Below are 22,982 nucleotides of genomic sequence, written 5' to 3' on the forward strand. Positions count from 1 at the left end.
CAGACCTCGTCCGACACCGCGACCGCACCTGCCGCCACCCCGGATGCGACGTCCCCGCAGCCGGCTGCGAGATCGACCACGTCATCGCCTTCGACCACCGCAACCCCACCCGCGGCGGCTGGACCATCCTCACCAACCTCCACTGCCTCTGCAGATACCACCACTCCCTCAAGACCATGGGCGCCTGGACACCCACCATGCTCGCCGGAGCCGCCGAACACTGGCAATCGAACTCCGGCACCACCGCAGTCACCCTCCCCGGAAACACCTACGGAACAACCGACTTCGCCGCACAATCACTCATCCCCCACATACCCCGCAAACGCAGACCCATCACCACCACCAACAACAACACGGCAAACAACACCCACACCCCACCGACTAATGACACCGACGACCCTGCACCGTTCTGAACGGTGCAGGGGTTCGGATGAATCGGCGTCCATGGACTGTCGGTCAGCCTGTGTATCCGCTCATGTCGTACACGGTGACGCCATCGACGGTGGTGGCGGTGAAGTTCGCTGCGACCCACTCCGCGATGTCGGACGATGTGGACTGCGAGTCACCACCACCGGGCATGCCGCCGCCCATTCCGCCGCCTCGGCCACCGGAAATGTAGTACTTGACTTCGTGATTCGAGACGTAGGAGATGAACTGATCGAGAGTCGGCGCGGGATCACTGCTCCACCCTCCGATAGCGATGACCGCTGTGTCCGTAGCCAACTCGTAGGTCGCGGCTGTCTGCGATCCGTTCACCGCAGCGGACCACCTGGTGTCGGCCGACTCGAGCAGAGCGTTCACCTGATCACTGGAAGCGGAACCGCCACCCATACCGGGGCCACCACCAGCCATGACACCTGCTTCGTCTCCGGCCACCGGACTGTCCGGGACTTGGCCGGCGGCACCTGCACCATCGGTTGTTGCGGCAGCACCGGGCATACCACCCTCTGGGATCCCACCCGAGGGAACCGCGCCGTCAGACATACCGCCACCCGGCATACCTCCACCCGGGGTACCGCCGCCCATGCCGGAGTCCGAGACGGCACCGACGGGACCCGCGGTGGGGATGGATCCGCTGTGGACGGTGGACGAGGTGGCGATGGCATACGACGCACCGCCGCCGAGACCTGCGATCGAGCCGACGAGGGCAGCGATGACGGCGAGTACACGGAACCGACCCGCACCGAGGATCGCGACAGCGGCGACGACAGTTCCGAGCAACAGGATCCACTTCAGAGCGGGCAGCCAGTCAGCGTTGCGGTGCAACAGAACCCAGGCCCATCCGCCTGCCGCGAGCATCATCGACGCCAGACCGAGCCGCGCCCACACGGATTCGCGTGCGATCCACAACGCATAGCCGCCGGTCCCGACCATGCCTGCGACAGCCGGCGCGAGGGCCACCGTGTAGTACGGGTGGATGGTTCCGGACATGTAACTGAAGATCGAACCCGTCACCAGGAACCAACCACCCCACAGAACGAGCGAAGCGCGCAGCAGATCGGTGCGCGGTGCGCGTCCCCGAGCAATGAGCCCGAACACCAGTGCCACCAACGCGGCGGGGATCAGCCACGAGATCTGGATGCCCATCTCACTACCGAACAGCCGGTCCAGTCCCGTGCTGCCGCCGAAACTGGAACCCGCGGCCCCTCCCATTCCACCGCCGCCCATTCCGCCACCGGCATTGCCGTCGGATCCGAAGATGCGGCCGAGTCCGTTGTAGCCGAGCACCAGATCCATGACGGTGTTGTCCGTCGAACCTCCGATGTACGGGCGCGCATCGGCGGGCCAGAGCGCAACGGTCAGAACCCACCACCCGGCTCCGGCGACGAGCGCGGCGAACGCACCGACGAGATGCAGCAACCGAGCACCCAGACGCGCCTGCCCTGCAACCAGGTACGTCAACCCGAAGGCCGGGAGCACCAGCAGACCCTGGAGCATCTTGGTCAGGAACGCGAAACCCAGCGCGACGCCGGCGAACGCGAGCCACATCGCCGCTCGTCGACCGACAGACGTCTGCAGGGCGCGCACGACGAAGTATCCGCCGATCGACATCAGCAACACCAGCAGTGCATCGGGATTGTCGAACTGGAACATCAACGCCGCCGCCGGCGTCGACGCCAAGACCGCACCCGCCAGGAGCCCTGCCGTGGGCGCGGCGACCCGCTTGACTGCGGCGTAGACGACAGCGACCGCACCCACACCCATCAATGCCTGCGGCACCAGAAGGCTGGCGCTGGAGAACCCGAAGATCCGAGCCGACAATCCCATCACCCACAGCGATGCGGGCGGCTTGTCGACGGTGATGAAGTTCTCCGAGTCGAGCGAACCGAAGAACCACGCAGTCCAGTCCTTCGAACCAGCCTGCGCCGCAGCGGCATAGAAGGTGTTGGCGTATCCGCTGGCGGTCAGGTTCCACAGGTACAGCACGGCGGTCGCCGCAAGGAGCACGCCCAGCACTACGTGGTGGCGGTTCGGCGCATACCTCGCAGCCTTACGATGCCGAGGTTGCGGTTCCGCTGGTGTCGGCGGCAGAAGTGTTGTGGTCACGAAAAGGTCCTCCGTCGGTGGTGTCGAGGACCAGAGTGACCGGGCCGGGTTCGTCCCCGCTGGGAACAACCTCGAGAAATGCTGTGAAGGACCGCAGACAAGGTCGAACGCGTCAGACACCGTCCAGAGGGGTGGTGACCGCGATACGGCGAGCTCCATCGGCGTCGAGCACGATCTGGTAGGCGTTGCGCTCCACGCCGACGGAGTTGCCGTCGGAATCGAGGTTCTCGAGCAGCAGATGTCCCACCCAGATCCCGTTGCCCTCGATGTCGGTCACGATGTCCTTCGCTCGGACGCCCTGGATTCCGCGGGATCGGTAGAACTGCTGCCCCTGGCTGAAGAAGTCACGCGTCTGCTGTGGATCGGTGACGGCGAGGCAGCCGCGAGGCGACACCGCGAGAGCTGGATAGTGGTAGATGTCCGCGAGGGCGTCGATGTCGCCCGAGGACAGGCAACCGGTGTAGCGGTCGAAGAAGTCCTCTATCGATTCGGTGCTGGTGGAGGTCATGAACGGAGAACCTACGGTTGATTACCGCCACGCCGGTGACGGTAATCGGAAAGAATCTCCGATTGTGCCCCGCGAAACGAGCTCCGACTCACGCGACAACCACCTGACGCTGCGACGCGTGGTGCGTCAGCAACGTCTCATCGAAATCCTCGCCGACTCGCCACTGCCCGTACCGACGGAAGATCTGGCCGAGAAACTACAGGTCAGCGCCAGAACCGTGGAACGCGACCGCCGCCGTCTCGTCGAATCCGGCGTCCCGATCGTGTCGGTACCGGGAACAGGCGGCGGCAGCCGACTTCCCAGCCACGACAAGCCTGCTCCCCTGCATTTGTCGTTCGAGGAGATCGCCGCGTTGATCGCGGCCCTCGCCGCGCTCGGGCCGACGGAAACCGACAGCGCACAGTCCGCGATGACCGCCCTCGTCGCAGCAATCACCCCGTCGCAGCCTCGGGGACTGCGGTGACCGCCCGGCAAGCCCGACGTGTCGCCGTCAAGTACGGGGCATCGCTGATCGCATTGAACATCGCCGCTGCGGTGCAGGTGATCTTCGTCGTGGCGTTGCTCGCGAGATCCGAGACCGCGACGGTCGGCAGCATTCTGACCGACCCCGCATTCAGCGCATTCCGATGGATCGTCCCGCTCGGCATCACGGTCGGAGCCCTCGCAGGCATCGTGCTGATCCTGCCCACCCTGCGGTGGTTCGCACACGAGGACATCCCGACGGTCGAGCAATCGAAACGTGCGACACGGATTCCGCTGCACCACACCGCGTCGCACCTCGCGCTGTGGCTGGCATTCGGGTTCTCCATGGCAGCGTTGACGCACGACGCGGAACACGACGTGACGGTACTCATCGTCATCGGCACCGTGTTCGGTGCGGTCACCACCGCCGGAACCGGATACCTGTTGACCGAGAGGTCACTGCGTCCCGTCACCGTGCTGGCGTCGACGGGCACCCCGGCGCGACGTGAGCTGAGCGTGCTCGCACGACTGATCCTCACCTGGTTGGTGTGCACGGCCATTCCGGTGGCAGCGATCACGCTGATCGTCATCGTGCACTCGACCGGAAAGCCCGTCGCAATCCCCGCCCCGATCGAACTGCCCATCCTCATCGTCTCCGCAATCGCACTCGGCACCGGACTCCGCGGAACCATCCTCGTCGCACGATCGGTGTCCGAGCCGGTGCGAGAAGTAAGCCAAGGGATGACGGAGATCGAGAAGGGACGGACCGACGTAGCCGTCCCGGTCTACGACTCCTCGGAGATCGGGAACCTGCAACGCGGGTTCAACAGCATGTCGCGCGGACTCACCGAGCGTGAACGACTACGAGACCTCTTCGGCCGACACGTCGGCACCCAGGTCGCCTCGAGAGCACTCGAACAATCCGACTTCCCCCGCGGCGACGTCCAGTACGCCGCTGTCCTGTTCATCGATCTCGTCGGGTCGACGGCCTTTGCCGTCGACCATCCGCCCGAACGCGTCGCCGAAGTACTCAACGAATTCCTCGCCATCGTCGTCGACACCGTCGACGACAACCTCGGCTTCATCAACAAATTCGAAGGCGACGCCGCACTCGCCGTCTTCGGCGCGCCCCAACCCATCGACAACCCGGCTGCCGCCGCCTTGAAAGCTGCCCGACGCCTACGCCTCGCGCTCGGATCCCTCGACACCCGCAACTCCGCCGAAAACCCAGCCGGCTCCGCTCCCGCCACTTCTGGTCACTCCGCCGGCTCCGCTCCTGCCACCCCTGGTCACTCCGCCGGCTCCGCTCCTGCCACCCCTGGTCACTCCGCCGGCTCCGCTCCCGCCACCCCTGGTCACTCCGCCGGCTCCGCTCCTATGGACTTCGGGATCGGCGTTGCTGCAGGTGATGTGTTCGCCGGGGACATCGGAGCACTGCAGCGATACGAGTACACCGTCATCGGAGAGCCGGTGAACTGTGCAGCGAGGTTGTCCGATCTCGCCAAACTCGCGCCGGGCAGAGTGCTGGTCAGCAGCCGACTCGTCGACGACGCAGGCGCGGACGAAGCGCGTCACTGGCAGTCGACCGGGCCGGTGGAGCTGCGCGGATATCAGACGCCGGTCGAGGTCTCGGCGGTCTCCGACGCTTAGCGGTCCCGGCGGCTCCGCGGCTCAGCGGTCCCGGAAGCGCTGGAGGATTTCGCGCATCGTGTGCGGGTAGATACCCTCGTCGGCGAGCTGCCTGCGGGTCTTGCGACGGGTCAGCACGACGCCGGTGATCGCGACGATCCACACCGGGTACTGGACGAGGAACGCGACCCGGAAGCCCTCGAACGTGTAGCCACCGAACGCGTCGAGGATCCATCCGATCGATGCGATGACCAGAAGCGACGCGGTGAATCCGCCGATGTTGACCATGCCCTGCGCGGTGCCGAGGTTGGCGCTCGGATTGAAGGTACGTGCGTAGTCGAATCCGATGACCGAACCGGGTCCGCCGACGGAGATCACGACCACCAGGACGACCAGCAGCCACAGCGGAGCAGGACCGGGAAGTGCCAGCACGACTGCCCACATCGCCGCATTGCTGATCATGATGGCGAGCACCATCCACGACCGTCGCATCGGATACCGCCCGGTGAGGATGCCGAGCCCGACGCCGGAGAACACTGCTGCCACCACCGAGATCGACAGCAGCGCGCCGGCCGTCGACGACGACAACCCCTGCGCCGACGTCAGGTACGGGATACCCCACAACAACGCGAACACGGTGATCGAGAACTGCGTACCGGTGTGGGAGAAGAACCCGAGCCGCGTCCCGGGGCGCTTCCACACCTGCGCGATGGTCGCGAACGTCTCACGCACCGACGTCGCCTTCTCGGTGATCTCGGTGCCGGGAGGTGAATCACGAACCAGGGCGAGCGTCAGGACCAAGGCGACGAGTCCCAGCGACGCAGCGCTGCCGAACGCGACCGTCCACCCCGGACCGTTGAGCAGTACGAGGAACGGCACCGCGGACAGGATCTGTCCCATCTGGCCGAGCAGACCCGTCAGCTGGGACACGATGGGAACCTGCCTCGGCGGGAACCACTGCGGGACCAGACGCAACACCGAGATGAACGTCAGAGCATCCCCGACTCCGACGAACGCACGCGCCGTCACAGCCAGGGGAAGCGAATCGGTGAATGCCAGTACCAGTTGCGCGACGGTCATCAGCAGCGCGCCGAGTGCGATCATCTTCCGAGACCCGACGCGATCCAGCACCACACCAGCGGGTATCTGCATCGCCGCGTAGACGACGACCTGAAGAACGACGAACGACGACAGCAGTGACGGACTGATCACGAACCTGTCGGCGGCGTCGAGCCCTGCGACACCGAAGGCGGTGCGGTGCAGCACGGCGACGATGTATGCGAAGACACCGACACCCCAGACCACCCACACGCTTCTCACTGCCCACATTCTGCCCGGTGCCCTGTGCAAGGATCGAATCCGACAGGACGCGACGAAGACGAAAGTGAGCAAGCCCATGGCCGACCCCATCCTGGTGTTGAACGGACCGAACCTGAACATGCTCGGAACGCGTCAGCCAGAGGTGTACGGCCACGAGACGATTGCCGACGTCGTCGCACTGTGCGAGAAGACCGCCGCCGCGCACGGACGAACCGTCCGAGCCGAGCAGTCCAACCACGAGGGCCACCTGATCGACTGGATCCACGAAGCACGGGGGCGCGTGTCGGGAATCGTCATCAACCCCGGTGGCCTCACCCACACTTCCGTCGCCCTCCGCGACGCTCTGGTGATCCCGGAAGTACCGATCATCGAGGTCCACATCAGCAACGTTCACGCGCGAGAAGAGTTCCGTCACCACTCGTTCGTCTCCCCCATCGCATCCGGGGTCATCGCCGGACTCGGAATTGCGGGCTACGGATTCGCCATCGAACGGCTCGTCTCTCTCACCTAGTCCTCAGGTTCACCTGCATATGCTGGGTCGAGCATTTCGGCTGAACGAGGGATATCGGTGAGCAAAGACAGGGCGAGCAACAACAGCAAGAAGAAGGCACAGGCAGCTGCGGCGGCACTGCAGGGCAAGAAGGACAAACAGCGCCGCACCCTGATCCAGGTCGGCGTCGCCGTCGTTCTCGTGGCGCTGATCGCCGTCATCGGCTTCAACATCGCGTCGAAGAATTCCGACGACACCACCGCAACCCCGGCTGCCACGCCGTCGGTCGTCACCGAGGACGGTGCGATCCGCATCGGTGACCCGAATGCCTCCGTCGTCGTCACCGCCGTCGAGGATTTCCAGTGCCCAGCCTGCAAGCAGTTCGAGGCGATCTCCGGCGACACCCTCTCCGAGCTCGTGGCCGACAACACCATTGCCGTCGACTACAAGCCGATCGCAATCCTGGACCGAATGTCGTCGACGAACTACTCGACGCGCGCAGCCAATGCGGGCATGTGCGTCGCGCAGGCCGACATCTCCAAGTGGCCTGCATGGCACAAGGCCATGTTCGAGCAGCAGCCCGCCGAGGGCGGCGCAGGCCTCAGCGACGACGACCTGAACGGAATCGCCCGGACACTTCAGGTCGACGTCGGCAGCTGCATCACCGACGGCACCTACACCGATTACGTCGCCAGCCAGACGCAGAACGTCATCGACTCCGGCGTCACCGGGACCCCGACCGTCTCGGTCAACGGCACCGTCGTCGACGTCCCGACGCCGGACAACCTGCGGGCCGCGATCACCGCGGCACAGTAGAGCAGTGCCCACCAGCAAGGTCACCGCCTGGGTCCTCACGGTCGGCGGCGTACTCGGACTCCTCGCGGCACTGACCCTGACGATCGAACGATTCAAACTGCTCGAGGATTCGTCCTACGTGCCGTCGTGCAGCTTGAATCCGGTGTTGTCGTGCGGTTCGGTGATGACCACCGATCAGGCCGCACTGTTCGGGTTTCCCAATCCCATCATCGGGATCGTCGCCTTCACGGTGGTACTCGTCACCGGAATCCTGACCCTCGCGAAGGTCGCACTACCGCACTGGTACTGGCTCGGACTGTCGCTGGGCACCCTGCTCGGCGAGGTGTTCATCCACTGGTTGATCGACCAGAGCCTCTACGAGATCGGCGCACTGTGCCCCTACTGCATGGTCGTCTGGGCAGTCACGATGCCGATATTCGTCGTCACGCTGTCCCAACTCGTCGACCGCGAGCGCGCAGGCACCGTCCCGAGGCTGCTGCTCGAATGGCGTTGGACGATCCTCGCGCTCTGGTACGCCGTGGTGATCGCCCTCGTCGGCATCAGGTTCTCGGACTACTGGTCGACGCTCGTCTAAAGGGCCGCGACGGCGTCGATCTCGATCAGCAACTCCGGCATCGCAAGCCGAACGATTTCGACGACGGTCTGAGCGGGCCTGGTCTCGGGAAACAACTCACCGAGAACCGCGGTGTAGGTGTCGAGGTGTGCCATGTCGACGAAGTACACGGTCAGCTTGACCACGTTCTCCAAGGCTCCACCGGCTGCATCGACGATCAGGCGAATGTTCTCGAACGCCAGACGAATCTGCGCCTCGACATCCCCGATTCCCGCGAACTGACCGTCCGCCGTGATCGCCGTCTGGCCCGACAGATACAGCGTCGTCGACGCGTTCTCCACCGCAACACACTGAGACAACAACTGAGCGCCGGGATCCCACACGCTCACGGGTGACACCACTCGCTTGTCCATTCGTGTCTCCTCTCGTCCGCACCGCCAACCTACGCACCGCCAACCTACGCACCGATGCCGCAATGGAAGATGCGACGCGTAGGTTGCGTCCGCGCATTCCGAACCACGGAGCGCCGTCGCAGGGCATGATGATGTGAGCCACCTCACGCGGGGATGAGTGGGCATGGAAGCATTTTGGGGAGAGACGCACAGCACCAGGAGTTGTTACATGGCAGGCGATCCGATCGCAGTCATCGTGGCCGTCATCGTGTCCGCAGCGGGGGCGGCAGCAGGGACCGACCTTCCCCCACCGATCCAGGACGGAGCTGCGGGCGTCGCCGAATCCGCGGAGAACGCCGCACCCGGTCTGCAACAGCAACTCGACGACCTTCTCGGGGCCCTTCCCGACGATCAGCGCGACGACGCCTCCGCCATGCTCGACGATGCCGCGGCCGCGATCGAATCCGCGGCCGACCCGATGCTTCCGGACGAGCCGGACACCGAAAAGACCGAGGAGACCGAACCGGCGGACGCGGGCGCCGCGACGGACGCACCGCCCACACCGCCTCTGGCGCAGGTGCCCGTCGCCTCGGTGACGAGCTCGCCCATCACATCGCTCGGAGCCCTGATACCGAGCGCGAGCGGCGCCCTGCAGTTCGGTACGTCGACGTATTCACTGGGCGATCTGGTGTCCCAGACTGCGTTCATGCCCGCCGCCGAGGCACTTCGGCGTGCGCTGTTCCCCGGGGTACCCGCCACGTTCACCGGAGTGTCCGCGTCGCCTATCGGTGCGATCACCGCGTTCGTTCCCTGGCTCATGAAGGCCGGGGCCATCTGCGACGGCGTGGGGGCACCCGTCATTGCCGCGCTGTACGCCGCGGAGAACGGGTTCCGGCACGGTCCGACGGCCCCGGTGTCCTCGAGTGGGGCACGTGGCCCCGGGCAGTTCATGCCGGGAACGTGGGCGACCTACGGCAAGGACGCCGACGGTGACGGTGTGGCCGACATCAACGGAATCGCGGATTCGGTGATGGCGTCGGGAAACATGTTGTGCGACATCCACAGTCAGGTCTCGCAGTGGAAGTCCGAGGGCAGGGTCAGTGGTGACACCCTCGACTTGACCATCGCCGGGTACAACGCGGGTGCGGGCGCAGTCCTTCGTTCCGGCGGGATGCCCTCCGGTACACCGGATTACGAGAACCAGACGAAGCCGTACGTCGCGAAGATCCGGGCGACGGAAATGCAGTTCTCCGCGATACTGAACCCGTTCTCCGCCCTGGACATTGCCGGTGCAGGCGCGAACGCCGTACGGTCCGCCATGAACTATCTCGGCCTGCCGTACGTGTGGGGCGGCGGCAACATCAACGGACCGTCGGGCGGCGGGTTCGACTGCTCCGGTCTGACGTCCTACGCCATCTTCAAGGCGTCCGGCGGCAAGGTGACCCTCCCGCGGACGTCGGAGACGCAGTGGAACGTCGGCACCGAAATCCCGCTCGGGCTGGCTCAGCCCGGCGACCTGCTGTTCGGCAACTGGCAGGCGGGTGGTCCCGGGCACGTCGCAATTTACGTCGGCAACGGGCAGATGGTGCACGCGCCCACCTTCGGCGACGTCGTCAAGATCGGGCCGGTGTTCGACGGAATGAAGGCGCGCCGGGTCCTGTGACACGCTCGGCCGGGTAGGTTCGTTCACCATGACCGACGGAACCAGCGCAACGCAGCGGAGCCCCGAACCTGTCGGCTTCGACGACCCTCTTGCTCCGGCGCCGGCCGACGGCGAGGGCTTCGAGACCAACTGGACCGTCCGCACCGGAGACGTCGACCCGAACAACCGCCTGCGGTTCGACGGTATGGCCCGCTACCTGCAGGACATCGGGTCGGACAATCTCGATGCCACCTCGCTCGGCGTCACGGACCCGTTCTGGATCGTGCGGCGCACGGTCATCGACGTGCACACCCCGGTCGAGTTCCCGGACCGAGTGCACATGAGACGGTGGTGCTCGTCGATGTCGACGAGGTGGTCGAACATGCGCGTGAACATCACCACCGACAAGGGCGCGTCCATCGAGACCGAGGGATTCTGGATCAACATCAGTGCCAGTACCGGTATGCCCACCCGGATCAGCGACGAGGCCTTGGCCCTGCTGGCACGCACCACCGACGAGCATCGGTTGCGGTGGAAGGCCTGGCTGACCGAGCCGGTGCCGTCACCCGCGCACACCGACGTGCAGTTTCCCTTGCGCGCCACCGACATCGACCCGTTCAACCACGTCAACAACGCCGCGTACTGGCACGCCGTCGAGGAACTGTTGGTCGATCACGCCGATCTGTTGCACGCCCCGCACCGGGCCGTCATCGAGTATCTCTCCCCCATTCTGGCGGGCGACCACGTGACCATTCGTCACCGCTTCGAGGGCGGCGCGCTCACCGTGTGGTTCGTCGTCGACGATGCGGTGCGCTCCGTCGCGAAGGTCGCCCCGAGGGCCTGACGGTCCAGCTTGCCGCGCGGTGTGCGGGGCAGGGCGGGCACCACGAGGATCCGCGTCGGCACACTGGGGGCGGGCAGGGCCTCACGCAACGACCGACGGATGCGCTCGACGGGCGGTGCGCCCGCGCTCACGACGAGTGCGAGCGCGGGTACCTCACCGAATCGTGCGTCGGGAATCGCAACGACTCCCGCTTCGAGAACACCGGAGATGCTCAGGGCTGCATGCTCGATCGGCGCGAGCTCGACATTGAGCCCTCCCCGGATCAGCGTCTCGGAATCACGACCGAACAGAGTCAGCGACGACCCGTCCACACTTCCTCTGTCTCCCACCGTCATCCAGCCGTCGACCGGTCCGCCTGCGAGTCCCCCGTCGGTCAGGTACCCGTCGAACACCATGTCACTGCGCACGTGAACGACACCGTCGACGATCCGCGCCTCGACACCGTCGAACAGTGTGCCCGCACCGGGATTCACGCCGCGATCGTAGGACACGAAGCTCAGCTCCGAGGCGCCGTAGAAGTGAACGAGCGACGCGTTCGGCAGCACGTTCTGCAGTGTTCGACGCCCCGACTCCGGCCAGCGGGCCGCACTGGAGAGCACTTCACGCACACTCCCTACCGGGCCGACATCGGCGCGCACGACGTCCCACGCGATCGTCGGCACCGAATAGAGATGCGTCGCGCCACTGTTCAGTGCGTCGACCACGGGCCGGACGTCGACGGCCGCACCCCGTGTCAGCCCGTGCAGCGCGCCGTACAGGAAATGCGTGTGGTCCAGCACCCCCGGCGTCGACACGCGATCTCCCCGCCGAACGTCGAACACGGCGTCGCTGCGGTCCAGCGTCCTGGCCCACGAACGCTGGTTCCGTACGAAGAGCTTGGGCTCACCGGTGCTTCCCGACGTGATCCCGACCAGGAGTTCACCGCCCTCGGTGGGACTCCCGTGCGGCCCCCGCCCGTCCAGACCGACGACCGGGTCGGGCCAGCCGAGCGATGCCACCCGTCGATGCTGTTGCTGCGCAGCGATCACCACGTCCGGGGCGGCGAGCTCGACGACCCTGCCGAACTGACCGGGCAGCAAGTGCCTGTGCAACAACACCACACCGATTCCCGACGCCATCGCCGCGGTCACCGCGACGAGCGAGCCGACGTCCGACGTCGGAAGAACCGCGACGCGTCGCATGCCGTTCATCCCGGCACCGGTGCGGCGGACCCGTTCCCAGAAATCGCCGTACGTCACCGATTCCCGACGGTCGACGACGGCGATCGCCTCGGGATTCTCGCGTGCGTGACCGGCGATGCGGTCGGTGAGTAGCGGGCTCACGCGCTGATCGCCCCGCTAATCGTCGACGCCACGAGCGACGAGGGCATCGCCCATCGCGTCGGCGGTGCGGAGTGCGCGAACCAGGACGGGCGTGGCGAGTGCAGTCATGGACCACTGCAATCCGCGCGCTTTGCGCGCCTCGGACACCTCGTGCACGATGGTGGCCAGCACCGGGATGCACCTGATGGCGAGGGCGAGCATCAGACCGATGCGGTCGGGGTCGACACCGAACCGCCGAAGTGGCCCGAGCGCGCGAGTGACGGTGTCCAGCATGTCCGTCACTCGGGTCGTCAACGTGACGAGTGCGGCGAGGGCAACGGAGATCACGAGCACTCCGCACACCACCACCGCGCGTTTCCAGTCGGTGATGATCACCTGGAAGACACCGATGATCAGCACCATCCACAGCACGGGACGTAGCTGCGCCGTAGCAAGTTTCAGCGGAATACGTGCCACGCCGAACAACCCGGCCACGACGAGTGCGATCACCCCGACGTCCACGGGGGTGCGCGCGAAGATCGTGGCGAGGATGATCGACGCCAGCAGGAGCAGCAGCTTGGTACCCGCAGGCAACCGATGCAGCAGAGAGTTCCCCGGCCGGTACAGCCCGATCACAGGACCAACTCCCGATATGCCGGAACCGCCGCGTCGGGGGTGCCGTCGAACGCAACAACACCGTCGTCGACGACGATGACGCGCTCGAACGACTCGAGAAGAGCGAGCTGGTGAGTGACGACGATGACCTGCTGATCGATGGAGTCCAACGCGTCGGCGACGACTCGGGCGTTGCGGAGATCGAGCAGAGTGGTCGGCTCGTCGGCGACGACGACCTCCGGCCTGCGGATCAGGACGGCTCCGATTGCCAGGAGCTGTTTCTGACCGCCGGACAGTAGATGCGCGGGGTGCTCGGCGTGTCCGTCGAGGCGGAACCTCGTCAGTATGTCCTGGACTCGCTCGGCGATCTCGGGCTTGCTCAGTCCCGATCTGCGGAGCGAGAACGCGAGATCCTCCGCGACCGTGGGCATGACGATCTGCGTGTCCGGGTCGGTGAAGACGAACCCCACCTTCTTACGGACCTGGGCGCCCTTCTTCGCTGCGTCGATGCCGTCGACGGTCACTGTCCCGGACGTCGGCGCGAGCAACCCGTTGATCGTCCGCGCCAGCGTCGACTTGCCGGATCCGTTGGACCCGATGATGCCCACACGGCGCTCGGTGATGGTGAGATCGACGCCCCGCAACACTTCTCGCTCACCGAAGGCGTGACGAACCTGCTCGAACACGATCTCGCTCATTGCACACGCTCCACGATCATTGCTACTCCCTGGCCGCCGCCGATGGCGCACGCGGCCAATCCCAGTTCCGGCCCGTCCGACGCGAACATCCGAGTCGCCAACCGCACGAGCAGGATTGCGCCCGACGCACCCCACGGGTGCCCCATCGCAATGGCACCGCCCTGCGGGCACAGCAGATCCTCGTCGATGTCCAGTTCGTCGGCGACTGCGAGTACGACGGATGCGAACGCCTCGGTGATCTCGACGACCCCGACATCGGACAGCGCAACTCCGCTACGGCGCAACACTTTCTCGATGGCGGGAACCGGGCCGAGACCGGGCAGCGACGGATCCGACCCCGCCACCGCGGATCCGAGAACACGCAGCGCTGGTAAGCCGTGTGCACCCGCCTGCGTCGCCACGGCGAGAACGGCTGCGCCGTCGGAGATTCCGCACGAGTTGCCCGCGGTCGCGGTGCCGTCCGGCGTGAATGCCGGACGGAGTCGGCTCAACCTGGCCTCGGTCATGTTCGATCGAATTCGTTGATCGCGGTCGACGCCTGCTATCGGAACGATCTCGGACGAGAACTCCGTCTGCGCGGCCAGCGCATGCGAACGTGCCGCATAGGCGTCCTGACGTTCTCGGCTGATCCCTCGAATCCTGGCGAGATCGTCCGCCGCGACTCCCATGTCGGGGTCGGGGAAACCGGGAGGAGCAAACGGGGCACGGGTGTAGCGCTCGCGCGTCTCCGGCCAGAGTCTCCACGGTGCGGTGCTGGCGGATTCGACGCCGCCGGCCAGGATCAGGTCGTCCTCGCCGCTGCGGATTCGGGCGGCGGCGAGTGCGACCGCGTCGAGGCCGGAACCGCACTGCCGGTCCACGGTCACGCCGGGCACGTCGACGCCGAGCCCGGCGGCCAGGGATGCGATTCGCGCCGGGTCGCCGCCGGGGCCGAGGCAGTTGCCGAGGACGACGTCGTCCACCTGGTCCGGTGCCCCGGCGTCGCGCAGCGTATCGAGCACGGCGGTGAGGACCGGTGCCGCGAGATCCGTCGTGGTCAGCCGGGAGAATCCGTGGCCGGCGTTGCCGATCGGTGTTCGACGTGGGGCAACGAGGACCGGCGCAGCAGCCTTGTACGCAGACCGACTCATGGCAACGAGTCTCTCACTCGGGCGCGGGCGATCTTTCCGCTGCCGGTGCGAGGTAGACGGTCGACGACAACCCATCGCCTCGGGACTGCTTCCTTCTGGAGTGCGGCGCGAGCACGGGCCTTGACGGAATCGAGGACGACCGGGTCGTCCAGTTCGAGGACGGCAGTCACCGTCGCCCCGAGGACCGTATGTGGTGTCCCGACGACCGCCGACGCGCGCACTCCGTCGATCGCGTCGAGCAGTCTTTCGACGTCCTCGGCGATGACCGTCGTGCCACCGACGTCGACGGCGGCGTCCCCTCGGCCGTGAACGACGAGTTCGCCGTCCGACCCGAGATCGGCCAGGTCCCCGACGCCGACCCATTCGTCGGCACCGAGAACGCGGTACGGCGACCTGACGTACAGCAGGCCGTCGCGGATCTCCGCGTCCACACCTGGAAGCAACCGCAGCGGCTCCGGGACCACGCGGGTAGCGACGAGCGACAGTTCGGCCGCCCCGTAGTACTCGACCACACGGAGATGTCGTCGATCGAATCGGTCGTTCCTGCCGGCTCCACTCCAGCCCTCGGCTGCCCCGGAATCGAAAGTCGTGCCTGCTACGACTGCGAGGCGCAGTTCCGGGGCGGTCTCGACGAGAGTTCGGAGGACCGCGGGCACTGCGTGAGCGACCGTCGCGCCACGCGGATCGTCGGTGACGCACGCACCGACCCACAGGGCGTGGACGGCGGCGAACAAGTGCATGGTCGCGTGCAACGGACCGGTGACGAGCACCCGGTCGGACTCGACGATTCCGGTGACGGATGTGAACTCGTCGAAGCTGTCCGTCCAGGACCGCACGGTGCGAGCAAGCGGCCGAGGCCTACCCGTCGACCCGGACGTGCCGATCAGCAACCAGGCGTCCGCAGGCACGGACTGTCGATCGGGCCTGGCTGCAGGGTCCTCGACGTGCACCGCTCGGCCCTGCCTGGCTGCCGCGAACACGCAGATCAACGCATCGGGAACAGCGAGTTCCGACGCGTCGTGTGCCGAGTGTTCGTGAAGCGGAGGTGCGGGCCAGGCTTCGACCGCGGCGTCGAACTGCGCGTAGGTCAGCCGGGTGCCTGCCCAGTCGATCGCAAGAGCGTCCGCGGAATGCGGCAACTTCACGTGTGGACGATGCCCGGGTACGCCCGGTGAACACTCTTCGCGACGACGGTGGCGATGACGACCTTGACGAGGTCGCCGGGAACGAAGGCGAAGTTGGTGGAGACCGCGGCCCACACACTCAGGTCCGTGCGCAGCAGCAAACCGATGGTTCCGAAGATGTAGACCACGACGATGCCGCCGATCGCGTTGGCGAGCAGTCCGAGCACGACGGGGTACTTCGGCAGGATCCGTACGGTCAGCAACCCGATCACGAAGACGGCAGGGATCCAGCCGACGAGGTAGCCGGCGCTCGGCCCCGCCAGCGCGGTGAGCCCGGTACGGCCGCCCGAGAGCAGCGGCAGCCCGATCAGGGTCAACGCGATGAACACCGCGACCGCGATGACGCCTTTGCGTGGTCCGAGAACGGCGCCCGCCAGGATGACACCGAGGGTCTGCAGCGTGATCGGAACACCACTGAAGCCGACCGTGATGGCCCCGGCGAGTCCGAGAGCTGCGATGAGCGCGGCGAACACGGCGACCTGCGCCATGTCTCTCGCGGAGACGTGAAACCTCGAACCCGCCACCGGTGACTCCTGTACGCCTTCGGAACCTGACATGACCACTCCTCGTGATGCAAACTTGAACGGCGTTCAAGGTAGCAGGTCCGCTTCACTGCGTGTGTCCCGATACGGTGGTATCCATGACGCGCACCCTCGTCCTGATGCGACACGGCAAGTCCGGCTACCCCGACGGTGTTCCCGACCACGATCGCCCGCTCGCCGAGCGTGGACAGCGTGAAGCGGCGCTCGGTGGTCAGTGGATCGTCTCGGACGTCGGCACGGTCGACGCAGTTCTGTGCTCGACGGCCACCCGCACCCGCGAGACCCTCGTCGCGACGGCAATCGAGGCCCCCGTGACCTTCGAGGAGCGTATCTACGGCGCATCACCGGACGAGATCATCGACGAGATCGCGCTGACCGACGACGCGGTGCACACACTCCTCGTCGTCGGGCATGCGCCTGGAATACCGTTCACTGCACTGGAATTGGCCGAAGCCGATGGTTCGGAAGCCGCCATCGAGATCGGCAGGAAGTTCCCGACGTCGGCGATCGCCGTTCTGACATTCGACACGTCGTGGGCCGAGATCGGACGTGGCACCGGGCTACTGACCCGCTACCACGTACCCCGCTAGCGCGCGTCAGCTCTTGAGCTTGGCGGCCACGAACCCGACGACGCCGAGAGCGATCAGCAACAGCAGCGCAGTGCCGAAGCCTGCCAGCCACCACACCACGGCAAACACCATGAGCGCCGGAGCTGCGGCGATCAGGGCGATGCCCGGGTTCTCGCGAACCGTCTCGAGTGCCGTCTGCGCATGAACGCGATCGATCTTCTTGCCAGCCATGGGGAACCTCCCTGTGTCGCGGACGTCCGAGGCGAGTCCGTTATGCCGTGTTCTCCACAGTAGCGCGCATCGGCTGTGCGCCGCCGCAGCACAGAAAGACCTAGCGGGACAGCGAACGCACCAGGTGGATCAGCGCCGCGTCGGCCTGCCACAGTGCATCCCTGTCGTACGTCGACGTCGACGCGAGGATCTCGTCGGCGCCCGTCCGGTCGATCAGCTTGTCCAGCTGGGACGCAACCTCGTCCGGAGTTCCGTGGACACCTGACGCGATGGACCGCTCGACGCGCTCTCGCGTCCGTGGCGGCGCCGAATCCACATCGATGTCCGACGGCGACATCAACGGTGGGAATTCTCCGGTCCGCCGGGACTGCGCCATGGCCCATGCCTCGGGCAGCACCAGTTCACGCGCCCGCTCGGCACTGTCGGCGATGGTGATGTCCAGCGAAACAACCACTGACGGTTCGGGATTGGACTCGGTCGGCCGGAAGCGACGTCGGTACACCTCGATCGCCGACGCGTCGCCCTTCAGTATCGGTCCACCCACCACCACCGGTAACCCCGCGCGAGCCGCGATCGCCAACCCCTGCCCCGTCGCGAGCACGAACACCGGAGGCGACGCGGTCGCCGGCCGTACCGTCACCGGACCCGACCCGTCGAGATATCGCCGTAGCTCGCCCAGATCGTCCTCGAACGTATCCGCAGCGCTCGTACGAAGGGCCTCGCGCACGGGACCGGTGAATCCCAACGACCGCCCGACCCCGGCGTCGACACGACCCGGATACAACGCTTCGAGCACGGCGAACTGCTCGGCCACGACGAACGGCTGATGGTTGGGCAACATCACCCCGCCCGACCCGAGTCGAATGGTCGACGTCCTGGCTCCGATCGCCGCGAGCAACACCGGAGGAGCTCCGCTCGCGATACCGGGGACACCGTGGTGCTCGGCGACCCAGAATCGGTGGAAGCCGAGCTGCTCCGCGTGGACAGCACGTTCGATCGTCGCCGTCAGCGCAGCAGCGTCCGGCGACCCCAGACGGGTTCGAGAACGATCGAGAACGGAGACGCGCACACTCACACCAACCAGTATCGCGTCGGGCATATTTCGTACGGGATTTCAGTCACCGAAGAGGACCGTTTCTGTCCGCGATCGGGTTCAGAATGATCGGCATGGACATCAAACTCGAACTCGTCATCATTCCCGTCTCCGACGTCGACCGCGCGAAGGACTTCTACGTGAAGATCGGATTCAACGCCGATCACGACTCGAGTCCCACCGAGGACATCAGGTTCGTGCAGCTGACTCCCCCGGGATCCGCCTGCTCCATCGCCGTCGGACGCGGCATCACCGACGCCGCCCCCGGCAGCGTCGAAGGACTCCAGGTGGTCGTCGCCGACGCGGAGGAAGCTCGAGCACACCTCATCGACGCCGGACTCGACATCGACCCCGTCGTCGACATGGGCTGGGGCAAGTTCGTGTTCTTCGCGGACCCCGACGGAAACAAGTGGGCCGTCCAGCAGCTGCCACAGTATTGAGGCCCCCGGCACGGCCGATCTGGAAATATCCCAAGGTCACGGACATCCGGTCGCTTTTCGGTGTCCGAATGAGGAACAATGGCCGGTGGTCGGGACGAACAGGGTTCAAGAACTGCAGGGGGCTACACACGTGAAGCGACGTCAACTGCTGCAACTGGCGGCAGCTGGAATCGCCGGATTGGCAGTACCGCCGCTCGCCTCGGCAGGTCGAGCCGGTGCCATTCCCATCGGGGTCGGGTCCATCCGTGGCCTCGTTCCCGAACTCTTCGCCGACCCCCCTCGCCCACCGGACCACTCCCCCGTCATCGTGATCGGATCCGGCTTCGGCGCCAGTGCTGCGGCGCTGCGCCTCGCCCAGTCCGGCACCAAGGTCACCGTCCTCGAACGTGGCCTGCGGTGGCCGCGAGACCCGTGGCGGGACATCTTCACCTCCGACATGACCGCCGACGGACGCGGCCTGTGGCGTCAGAGCTCGTTCACCAACATCACCGGACTACCCGTCGGGCCCGTCGATCACTTCGGTGGTGTCCTCGACACCACTCGCTTCGAGAACCTGTCGGTCTGGCGCGCCGCCGCAGTCGGCGGAGGTTCCGTCGTCTACACCGGCGTCACCATCGCACCGGATCGCCGATTCTTCGACATGTCCTTCGGTGGACGCCTGTCCTACGACGAGATGGCAGGCACCTGGTACCCGAAAGCCCGGTCGATGCTGCTGCCGTCGCCGATCCCTGCCGACATCCTGGGCAGTCCCAACTTCGCGCACTCGCGCACATGGGACGACCATGCCCGACGAGCAGGCTTCACTCCCGAGGCCGTCGACGGCAACTGGAACTGGAACGTCGTCCGCGACGAGATCGCCGGCCGATCCCGCCCGTCGGCAACCGTCGGCGCCAGCACGTTCGGCAACTCCAACGGCGCCAAGCACGACCTCACCCAGAACTACATCCCGCAGGCCGAAGCCACCGGCAATGCACTCGTCGCTCACAGCCACGAGGTCGCGTCCATCGGCACCGAATCCGGTGGCCGATACCGCGTCGAGGTACGCCGAGTCGATCCCGAGGGCAACGTACTCGAAACGCGCACCCTGACATGCGACAAGCTGGTACTCGGCGCCGGATCCATCGGCACCACCGAACTGTTGCTGCGCGCACAGGCCACCGGCGCACTGGGCAACCTCAACGAATTCGTCGGACGCGGGTGGGGGACCAACGGCGACGCCTCCATGACCCGATCTCTCGGCCCCGCGGCCGGAGTCCCCCAGGCCGCGCCGTGCGCGTCACGCATCGTCGACGATTCCGGCCTACCCCTGACCGTCGAGAACTGGTACGTGCCCGGAGTCCCGTGGGATCTCGGGTTCATCGGATCCCTCGGGATGACGATCGACCCGCTGCGCGCCAACTTCAGTTACAACTCGGCCACCGACTCGATGTCTCTGTCCTGGCCCAAGGGCGGCAGCCGAGACACCGTGGAAGCACTACGCGCAGTACAGAACCGGATGGCCGAAGCAGGCGGCACCGTCGTCTCCGCCGAGCCGTTCACCCGCGATGTCGACGACACCTTCACCGCCCACCCCCTCGGCGGCGCAGTCATCGGCGACGTCACCGACTCCTACGGCCGCGTCAAGGGACACGACGGCGTGTACGTCGTCGACGGCGCCCTCATCCCGGGCAGCACGGGCGCCGCCAACCCTTCGCTGACCATCACGGCGTTGGCCGAGCGCAACATCGCCCGGATCATCGCCGACGGGCGGTAGAGCGGCTCCGCCGCCCGTGCCGCTCAACCCAGTTGGATCTCCGGGCGACCGTCCGGAACGGTGACCGTCGTCGCCGTCCGGACGGACGCCCCCGGCGTCGACACCGCGTCGAGAACCCTTACCTCCGAACGCCATTCACCCGGAGTGAGCGTCGACCGCAGGTAACCGCGACGCGCATTGCCGTACTTCACGTGGGGCGAGCCGTTCGCGATCGCCGCACCCGTCGTGTCCACGTCGGCGCCGTCCTTGCCCGACGCGATCGACGTCGTCGCGATCTCGACACCCACCACCGGAGACGCCTGATCCTGGTAGTCCCGCCGGAGTTCCGACACGATCGTGCGATGGATGTCGCCGACGATCGACGCGACATTCGTCGTCCCGCGCTCCCGTGCGCCGTCGAGAATCCGATGACGGGACGCCTCGTATCCGCTCCACGGATCCATTCCGACCTTGCGATCGCCGTCCAAGCCCTGTGCTAGATCCGAGATGACCGTTTGGTGCGCAAGGAAATTCCACTTCGACGGCGACGCGAAACCGTCGAGAATCCACTTCTCCTGCTCGGCGCCGGTGATGGTGCGCGACGGATCGGCCGTCTCCGCGTTCTGCGCGTGTTCCTTGTCTCCGTTGGCCTGGTCGCTGCGGTACTGCCTCGTGTCCAGCACCGAGAAGTCCACGAGGTCACCGAAACTCAGACGGCGGTAGACCTTCATGTCCGGGCCCTGCGGCTTCAGATTGGCACGCACCGGAGTGTTCTCCCACCATGCCTTGAACGCATCGGCCCTCCTGTTCAGGAACAGCACCGGATCGTCGTCGTCCTGACTGATCTGCGAAGCCCAGTTGTTGTCCACTTCGTGATCGTCGAACGCCGACACGAACGGCGCCGACGCATGCGCTGCCGCCAAGTTCTCGTCGGCCTTGTACATCGCGTACCGGTCACGATAGTCGCTGAGCTGCATGGTTTCTCGGCTCGCGGACTCCGGCCTCGGTCGACCGGCCCGGGCACCCTCGTCCTTGACCGCGTACTCGTAGATGTAATCCCCGAGGAAGAACACGACGTCGAGGTTCGACGCCGCCAGATCCGCGTAGGCACCGAAGTACCCGTCCTCCCACTTCTGGCACGACGCCCACCCGAAATCGAGCCTGCTCAGCGGCTGCCCGGCGGCCGGCGCAGTCTTCGTCCGACCGACCGCACTGGCGTGCGGGCCGACCAGGAACCGGTAGAAGTACTCGCGTGCAGGCTCGAGGCCACGCACATCCACGTGGACGGACCACCCGTCGAACTCCGTCGCGAGTTCGACGCCCTGCGCCGTCACCCGGGTGAAGCGTTCGTCGGCCGCGATCTGCCACTGCACCGGCACCACACCCGGCGTCATACCACCGGCAGGCGCGAACGGATCCGTGGCGAGTCTCGTCCACAGCACCACCGAATCCGGCAGAGGATCACCGGACGCGACCCCGAGGCGGAACGGATAGCTGCTGGGCGTTCCCGACTGCGCACTCGCCGTGGCGGGGTTCAGTTCCGGAGCGAACGCCAACGCCCCGACCAGCGCACTCCACGTCAGAAACTGTCGCCTCGTCGCCCCTCCTCGCAGAGAGATGTCCCGTCCGATGTTCACGTCTCGTTGCCCCATCCTCCGAGGCTCTCTCGTGGGCACGAACTGGACTTGTCGGGCGTCCGACATTTCGATGAACGCGGACTGTCGGTGTCCGCAATACCGTGCATTCTGGACTCATGACATCACTCGATCGCACAGGATCCCAGATCGACCACTTGAACTTCGGCGTCCACGATCTCGCGGCCAGCGCGGAGTTCTACAGTGCAGCCCTCGAACCGTTGGGCATCACCGAGATCATGCGAGTGCCGGTCGGACCCGATCAGCTCGCGATGATCGCGTTCGGTTGGGCCGCGGTGAAACCGTTCTTCTGGATCGTCGACGCACCAGGCTCACGGATCGGTCCGCACACACACATGGCCTTCAGTGCACCGGACCGGGCGACGGTCGACGCGTTTCACGTGGCCGCACTCGCGGCCGGTGCCACCGAACTCAGGGCTCCCGGGTTGCAGCCGGAGTACCACGCGACCTACTACGGTTCGTTCGTACGCGATCTCAATGGCATCGATCTCGAAGCCGTCTGCCACCACGGCTGAGAACTCGGCTGGGAACTCGGCTGGGAACACGCAAAAGCCCCGCACCCAATCGGATGCGGGGCTCTTGCTGTGAG

The 22,982-nt window shown here is 66.2% G+C and carries 26 protein-coding genes; 13 read left to right on the forward strand and 13 right to left on the reverse strand.

Going from position 1 to position 22,982, the window contains the following annotated elements; all coding sequences use genetic code 11:
* Nucleotides 1-413, forward strand: a 413-nt coding sequence (locus CH290_RS00040; RefSeq protein ID WP_141216222.1) for an HNH endonuclease signature motif containing protein, incomplete at its 5' end; no start/stop codon positions are given.
* A gap of 43 nt (nt 414-456) precedes the next feature.
* Here the strand turns inward: CH290_RS00040 and CH290_RS00045 are convergent.
* Both CH290_RS00045 and CH290_RS00050 read right to left on the reverse strand, forming a co-directional pair.
* Nucleotides 457-2,547 carry a glycosyltransferase family 39 protein gene (locus tag CH290_RS00045; RefSeq protein ID WP_371828576.1) on the reverse strand — a complete coding sequence of 697 codons (2,091 nt, stop codon included), beginning with the start codon at nt 2,545-2,547 and terminating at the stop codon, nt 457-459.
* Between the two features lie 112 nt (nt 2,548-2,659).
* Nucleotides 2,660-3,055, reverse strand: a complete 396-nt coding sequence (locus CH290_RS00050) for a DUF6841 family protein (protein ID WP_033188622.1) — start codon at nt 3,053-3,055, stop codon at nt 2,660-2,662.
* Nucleotides 3,056-3,119: 64 nt separating this feature from the next.
* Between CH290_RS00050 and CH290_RS00055 the strand changes: the two genes are divergently transcribed.
* Both CH290_RS00055 and CH290_RS00060 read left to right on the forward strand, forming a co-directional pair.
* The gene (locus CH290_RS00055) at nt 3,120-3,518 is read left to right on the forward strand and encodes a helix-turn-helix transcriptional regulator (protein ID WP_230594049.1); all 399 of its coding nucleotides are present in this window, start codon (nt 3,120-3,122) and stop codon (nt 3,516-3,518) included.
* A complete protein-coding gene (locus CH290_RS00060; protein ID WP_033188623.1) occupies nt 3,515-5,167 on the forward strand; it encodes an adenylate/guanylate cyclase domain-containing protein in 1,653 nt (550 codons plus the stop codon). Before CH290_RS00055 ends, CH290_RS00060 begins: the two co-directional genes overlap by 4 nt.
* Before the next feature lie 21 nt (nt 5,168-5,188).
* Here the strand turns inward: CH290_RS00060 and CH290_RS00065 are convergent, their stop codons facing one another.
* A complete protein-coding gene (locus CH290_RS00065) occupies nt 5,189-6,475 on the reverse strand; it encodes an MFS transporter (RefSeq protein WP_020112665.1) in 1,287 nt (428 codons plus the stop codon).
* Between the two features lie 67 nt (nt 6,476-6,542).
* Here CH290_RS00065 and aroQ point away from each other — a divergent pair, with 67 nt between their 5' ends.
* The 3 genes from aroQ to CH290_RS00080 are packed head-to-tail and all read left to right on the forward strand — an operon-like array spanning nt 6,543 to nt 8,346.
* Entirely contained in the window at nt 6,543-6,977 is a 435-nt protein-coding gene (gene aroQ / locus CH290_RS00070) for a type II 3-dehydroquinate dehydratase (protein ID WP_170947486.1), read from the forward strand.
* A gap of 57 nt (nt 6,978-7,034) precedes the next feature.
* On the forward strand, nt 7,035-7,772 hold the full coding sequence (locus CH290_RS00075; protein ID WP_019665517.1) for a DsbA family protein: 738 nt from the start codon (nt 7,035-7,037) through the stop codon (nt 7,770-7,772).
* A gap of 4 nt (nt 7,773-7,776) precedes the next feature.
* Nucleotides 7,777-8,346: a vitamin K epoxide reductase family protein gene (locus tag CH290_RS00080; protein WP_019665518.1), complete on the forward strand. Its 570-nt coding sequence runs from the start codon at nt 7,777-7,779 to the stop codon at nt 8,344-8,346.
* Here CH290_RS00080 and CH290_RS00085 read toward each other — a convergent pair.
* Nucleotides 8,343-8,738, reverse strand: coding sequence for a RidA family protein (locus CH290_RS00085; protein WP_019665519.1), 396 nt, complete (start codon nt 8,736-8,738; stop codon nt 8,343-8,345). The genes CH290_RS00080 and CH290_RS00085 overlap by 4 nt on opposite strands.
* Before the next feature lie 2 nt (nt 8,739-8,740).
* Between CH290_RS00085 and CH290_RS30910 the strand changes: the two genes are divergently transcribed.
* The 3 genes from CH290_RS30910 to CH290_RS00095 all read left to right on the forward strand — a co-directional run bounded on the left by CH290_RS30910 (nt 8,741) and on the right by CH290_RS00095 (nt 11,203).
* The gene (locus CH290_RS30910) at nt 8,741-8,875 is read left to right on the forward strand and encodes a hypothetical protein (RefSeq protein ID WP_254924978.1); all 135 of its coding nucleotides are present in this window, start codon (nt 8,741-8,743) and stop codon (nt 8,873-8,875) included.
* 71 nt (nt 8,876-8,946) lie between these two features.
* Nucleotides 8,947-10,380 (forward strand): C40 family peptidase, encoded by a 1,434-nt coding sequence (locus CH290_RS00090; RefSeq protein ID WP_020112666.1) that lies wholly within the window; start codon nt 8,947-8,949, stop codon nt 10,378-10,380.
* Nucleotides 10,381-10,408: 28 nt separating this feature from the next.
* Complete coding sequence (locus CH290_RS00095; RefSeq protein WP_019665521.1) at nt 10,409-11,203, forward strand: acyl-[acyl-carrier-protein] thioesterase; 795 nt, start codon at nt 10,409-10,411, stop codon at nt 11,201-11,203.
* On the opposite strand, the gene CH290_RS00100 is transcribed toward CH290_RS00095, so the two are convergent.
* The 6 genes from CH290_RS00100 to CH290_RS00125 are packed head-to-tail and all read right to left on the reverse strand — an operon-like array spanning nt 11,116 to nt 16,688.
* Nucleotides 11,116-12,525 (reverse strand): AMP-binding protein, encoded by a 1,410-nt coding sequence (locus CH290_RS00100; protein WP_019665522.1) that lies wholly within the window; start codon nt 12,523-12,525, stop codon nt 11,116-11,118. The genes CH290_RS00095 and CH290_RS00100 overlap by 88 nt on opposite strands.
* Nucleotides 12,526-12,540: 15 nt before the next feature.
* Complete coding sequence (locus tag CH290_RS00105; protein ID WP_019665523.1) at nt 12,541-13,140, reverse strand: energy-coupling factor transporter transmembrane component T family protein; 600 nt, start codon at nt 13,138-13,140, stop codon at nt 12,541-12,543.
* A complete protein-coding gene (locus CH290_RS00110; RefSeq protein WP_019665524.1) occupies nt 13,137-13,817 on the reverse strand; it encodes an energy-coupling factor ABC transporter ATP-binding protein in 681 nt (226 codons plus the stop codon). Before CH290_RS00110 ends, CH290_RS00105 begins: the two co-directional genes overlap by 4 nt.
* A complete protein-coding gene (locus CH290_RS00115; RefSeq protein ID WP_019665525.1) occupies nt 13,814-14,947 on the reverse strand; it encodes a thiolase family protein in 1,134 nt (377 codons plus the stop codon). The genes CH290_RS00110 and CH290_RS00115 overlap by 4 nt, the downstream gene beginning before the upstream one ends.
* The gene (locus CH290_RS00120; protein WP_019665526.1) at nt 14,944-16,092 is read right to left on the reverse strand and encodes an AMP-binding protein; all 1,149 of its coding nucleotides are present in this window, start codon (nt 16,090-16,092) and stop codon (nt 14,944-14,946) included. Before CH290_RS00120 ends, CH290_RS00115 begins: the two co-directional genes overlap by 4 nt.
* Complete coding sequence (locus CH290_RS00125; RefSeq protein ID WP_495677184.1) at nt 16,089-16,688, reverse strand: biotin transporter BioY; 600 nt, start codon at nt 16,686-16,688, stop codon at nt 16,089-16,091. Before CH290_RS00125 ends, CH290_RS00120 begins: the two co-directional genes overlap by 4 nt.
* A gap of 83 nt (nt 16,689-16,771) precedes the next feature.
* Between CH290_RS00125 and CH290_RS00130 the strand changes: the two genes are divergently transcribed.
* Nucleotides 16,772-17,263 carry a SixA phosphatase family protein gene (locus CH290_RS00130; RefSeq protein ID WP_019665528.1) on the forward strand — a complete coding sequence of 164 codons (492 nt, stop codon included), beginning with the start codon at nt 16,772-16,774 and terminating at the stop codon, nt 17,261-17,263.
* A gap of 6 nt (nt 17,264-17,269) precedes the next feature.
* Here CH290_RS00130 and CH290_RS00135 read toward each other — a convergent pair whose 3' ends face one another.
* Together CH290_RS00135 and CH290_RS00140 are read right to left on the reverse strand one after the other, a co-directional pair.
* Nucleotides 17,270-17,473 (reverse strand): hypothetical protein, encoded by a 204-nt coding sequence (locus CH290_RS00135; protein ID WP_019665529.1) that lies wholly within the window; start codon nt 17,471-17,473, stop codon nt 17,270-17,272.
* 100 nt (nt 17,474-17,573) lie between these two features.
* Entirely contained in the window at nt 17,574-18,542 is a 969-nt protein-coding gene (locus CH290_RS00140; protein WP_026347864.1) for an MsnO8 family LLM class oxidoreductase, read from the reverse strand.
* Between the two features lie 98 nt (nt 18,543-18,640).
* Between CH290_RS00140 and CH290_RS00145 the strand changes: the two genes are divergently transcribed.
* Together CH290_RS00145 and CH290_RS00150 are read left to right on the forward strand one after the other, a co-directional pair.
* On the forward strand, nt 18,641-19,006 hold the full coding sequence (locus tag CH290_RS00145) for a VOC family protein (RefSeq protein ID WP_026347865.1): 366 nt from the start codon (nt 18,641-18,643) through the stop codon (nt 19,004-19,006).
* Between the two features lie 130 nt (nt 19,007-19,136).
* A complete protein-coding gene (locus CH290_RS00150; protein WP_019665532.1) occupies nt 19,137-20,759 on the forward strand; it encodes a GMC oxidoreductase in 1,623 nt (540 codons plus the stop codon).
* Between the two features lie 23 nt (nt 20,760-20,782).
* On the opposite strand, the gene CH290_RS00155 is transcribed toward CH290_RS00150, so the two are convergent.
* Nucleotides 20,783-22,390: an alkaline phosphatase D family protein gene (locus tag CH290_RS00155; protein WP_020112667.1), complete on the reverse strand. Its 1,608-nt coding sequence runs from the start codon at nt 22,388-22,390 to the stop codon at nt 20,783-20,785.
* A gap of 101 nt (nt 22,391-22,491) precedes the next feature.
* Here CH290_RS00155 and CH290_RS00160 point away from each other — a divergent pair, with 101 nt between their 5' ends.
* Nucleotides 22,492-22,908: a VOC family protein gene (locus CH290_RS00160; RefSeq protein WP_019665534.1), complete on the forward strand. Its 417-nt coding sequence runs from the start codon at nt 22,492-22,494 to the stop codon at nt 22,906-22,908.
* Nucleotides 22,909-22,982 lie beyond the last annotated feature (74 nt).

Source organism: Rhodococcus sp. 06-156-4, from assembly GCF_002259345.1.
GTDB lineage: Bacteria > Actinomycetota > Actinomycetes > Mycobacteriales > Mycobacteriaceae > Rhodococcoides > Rhodococcoides fascians_E.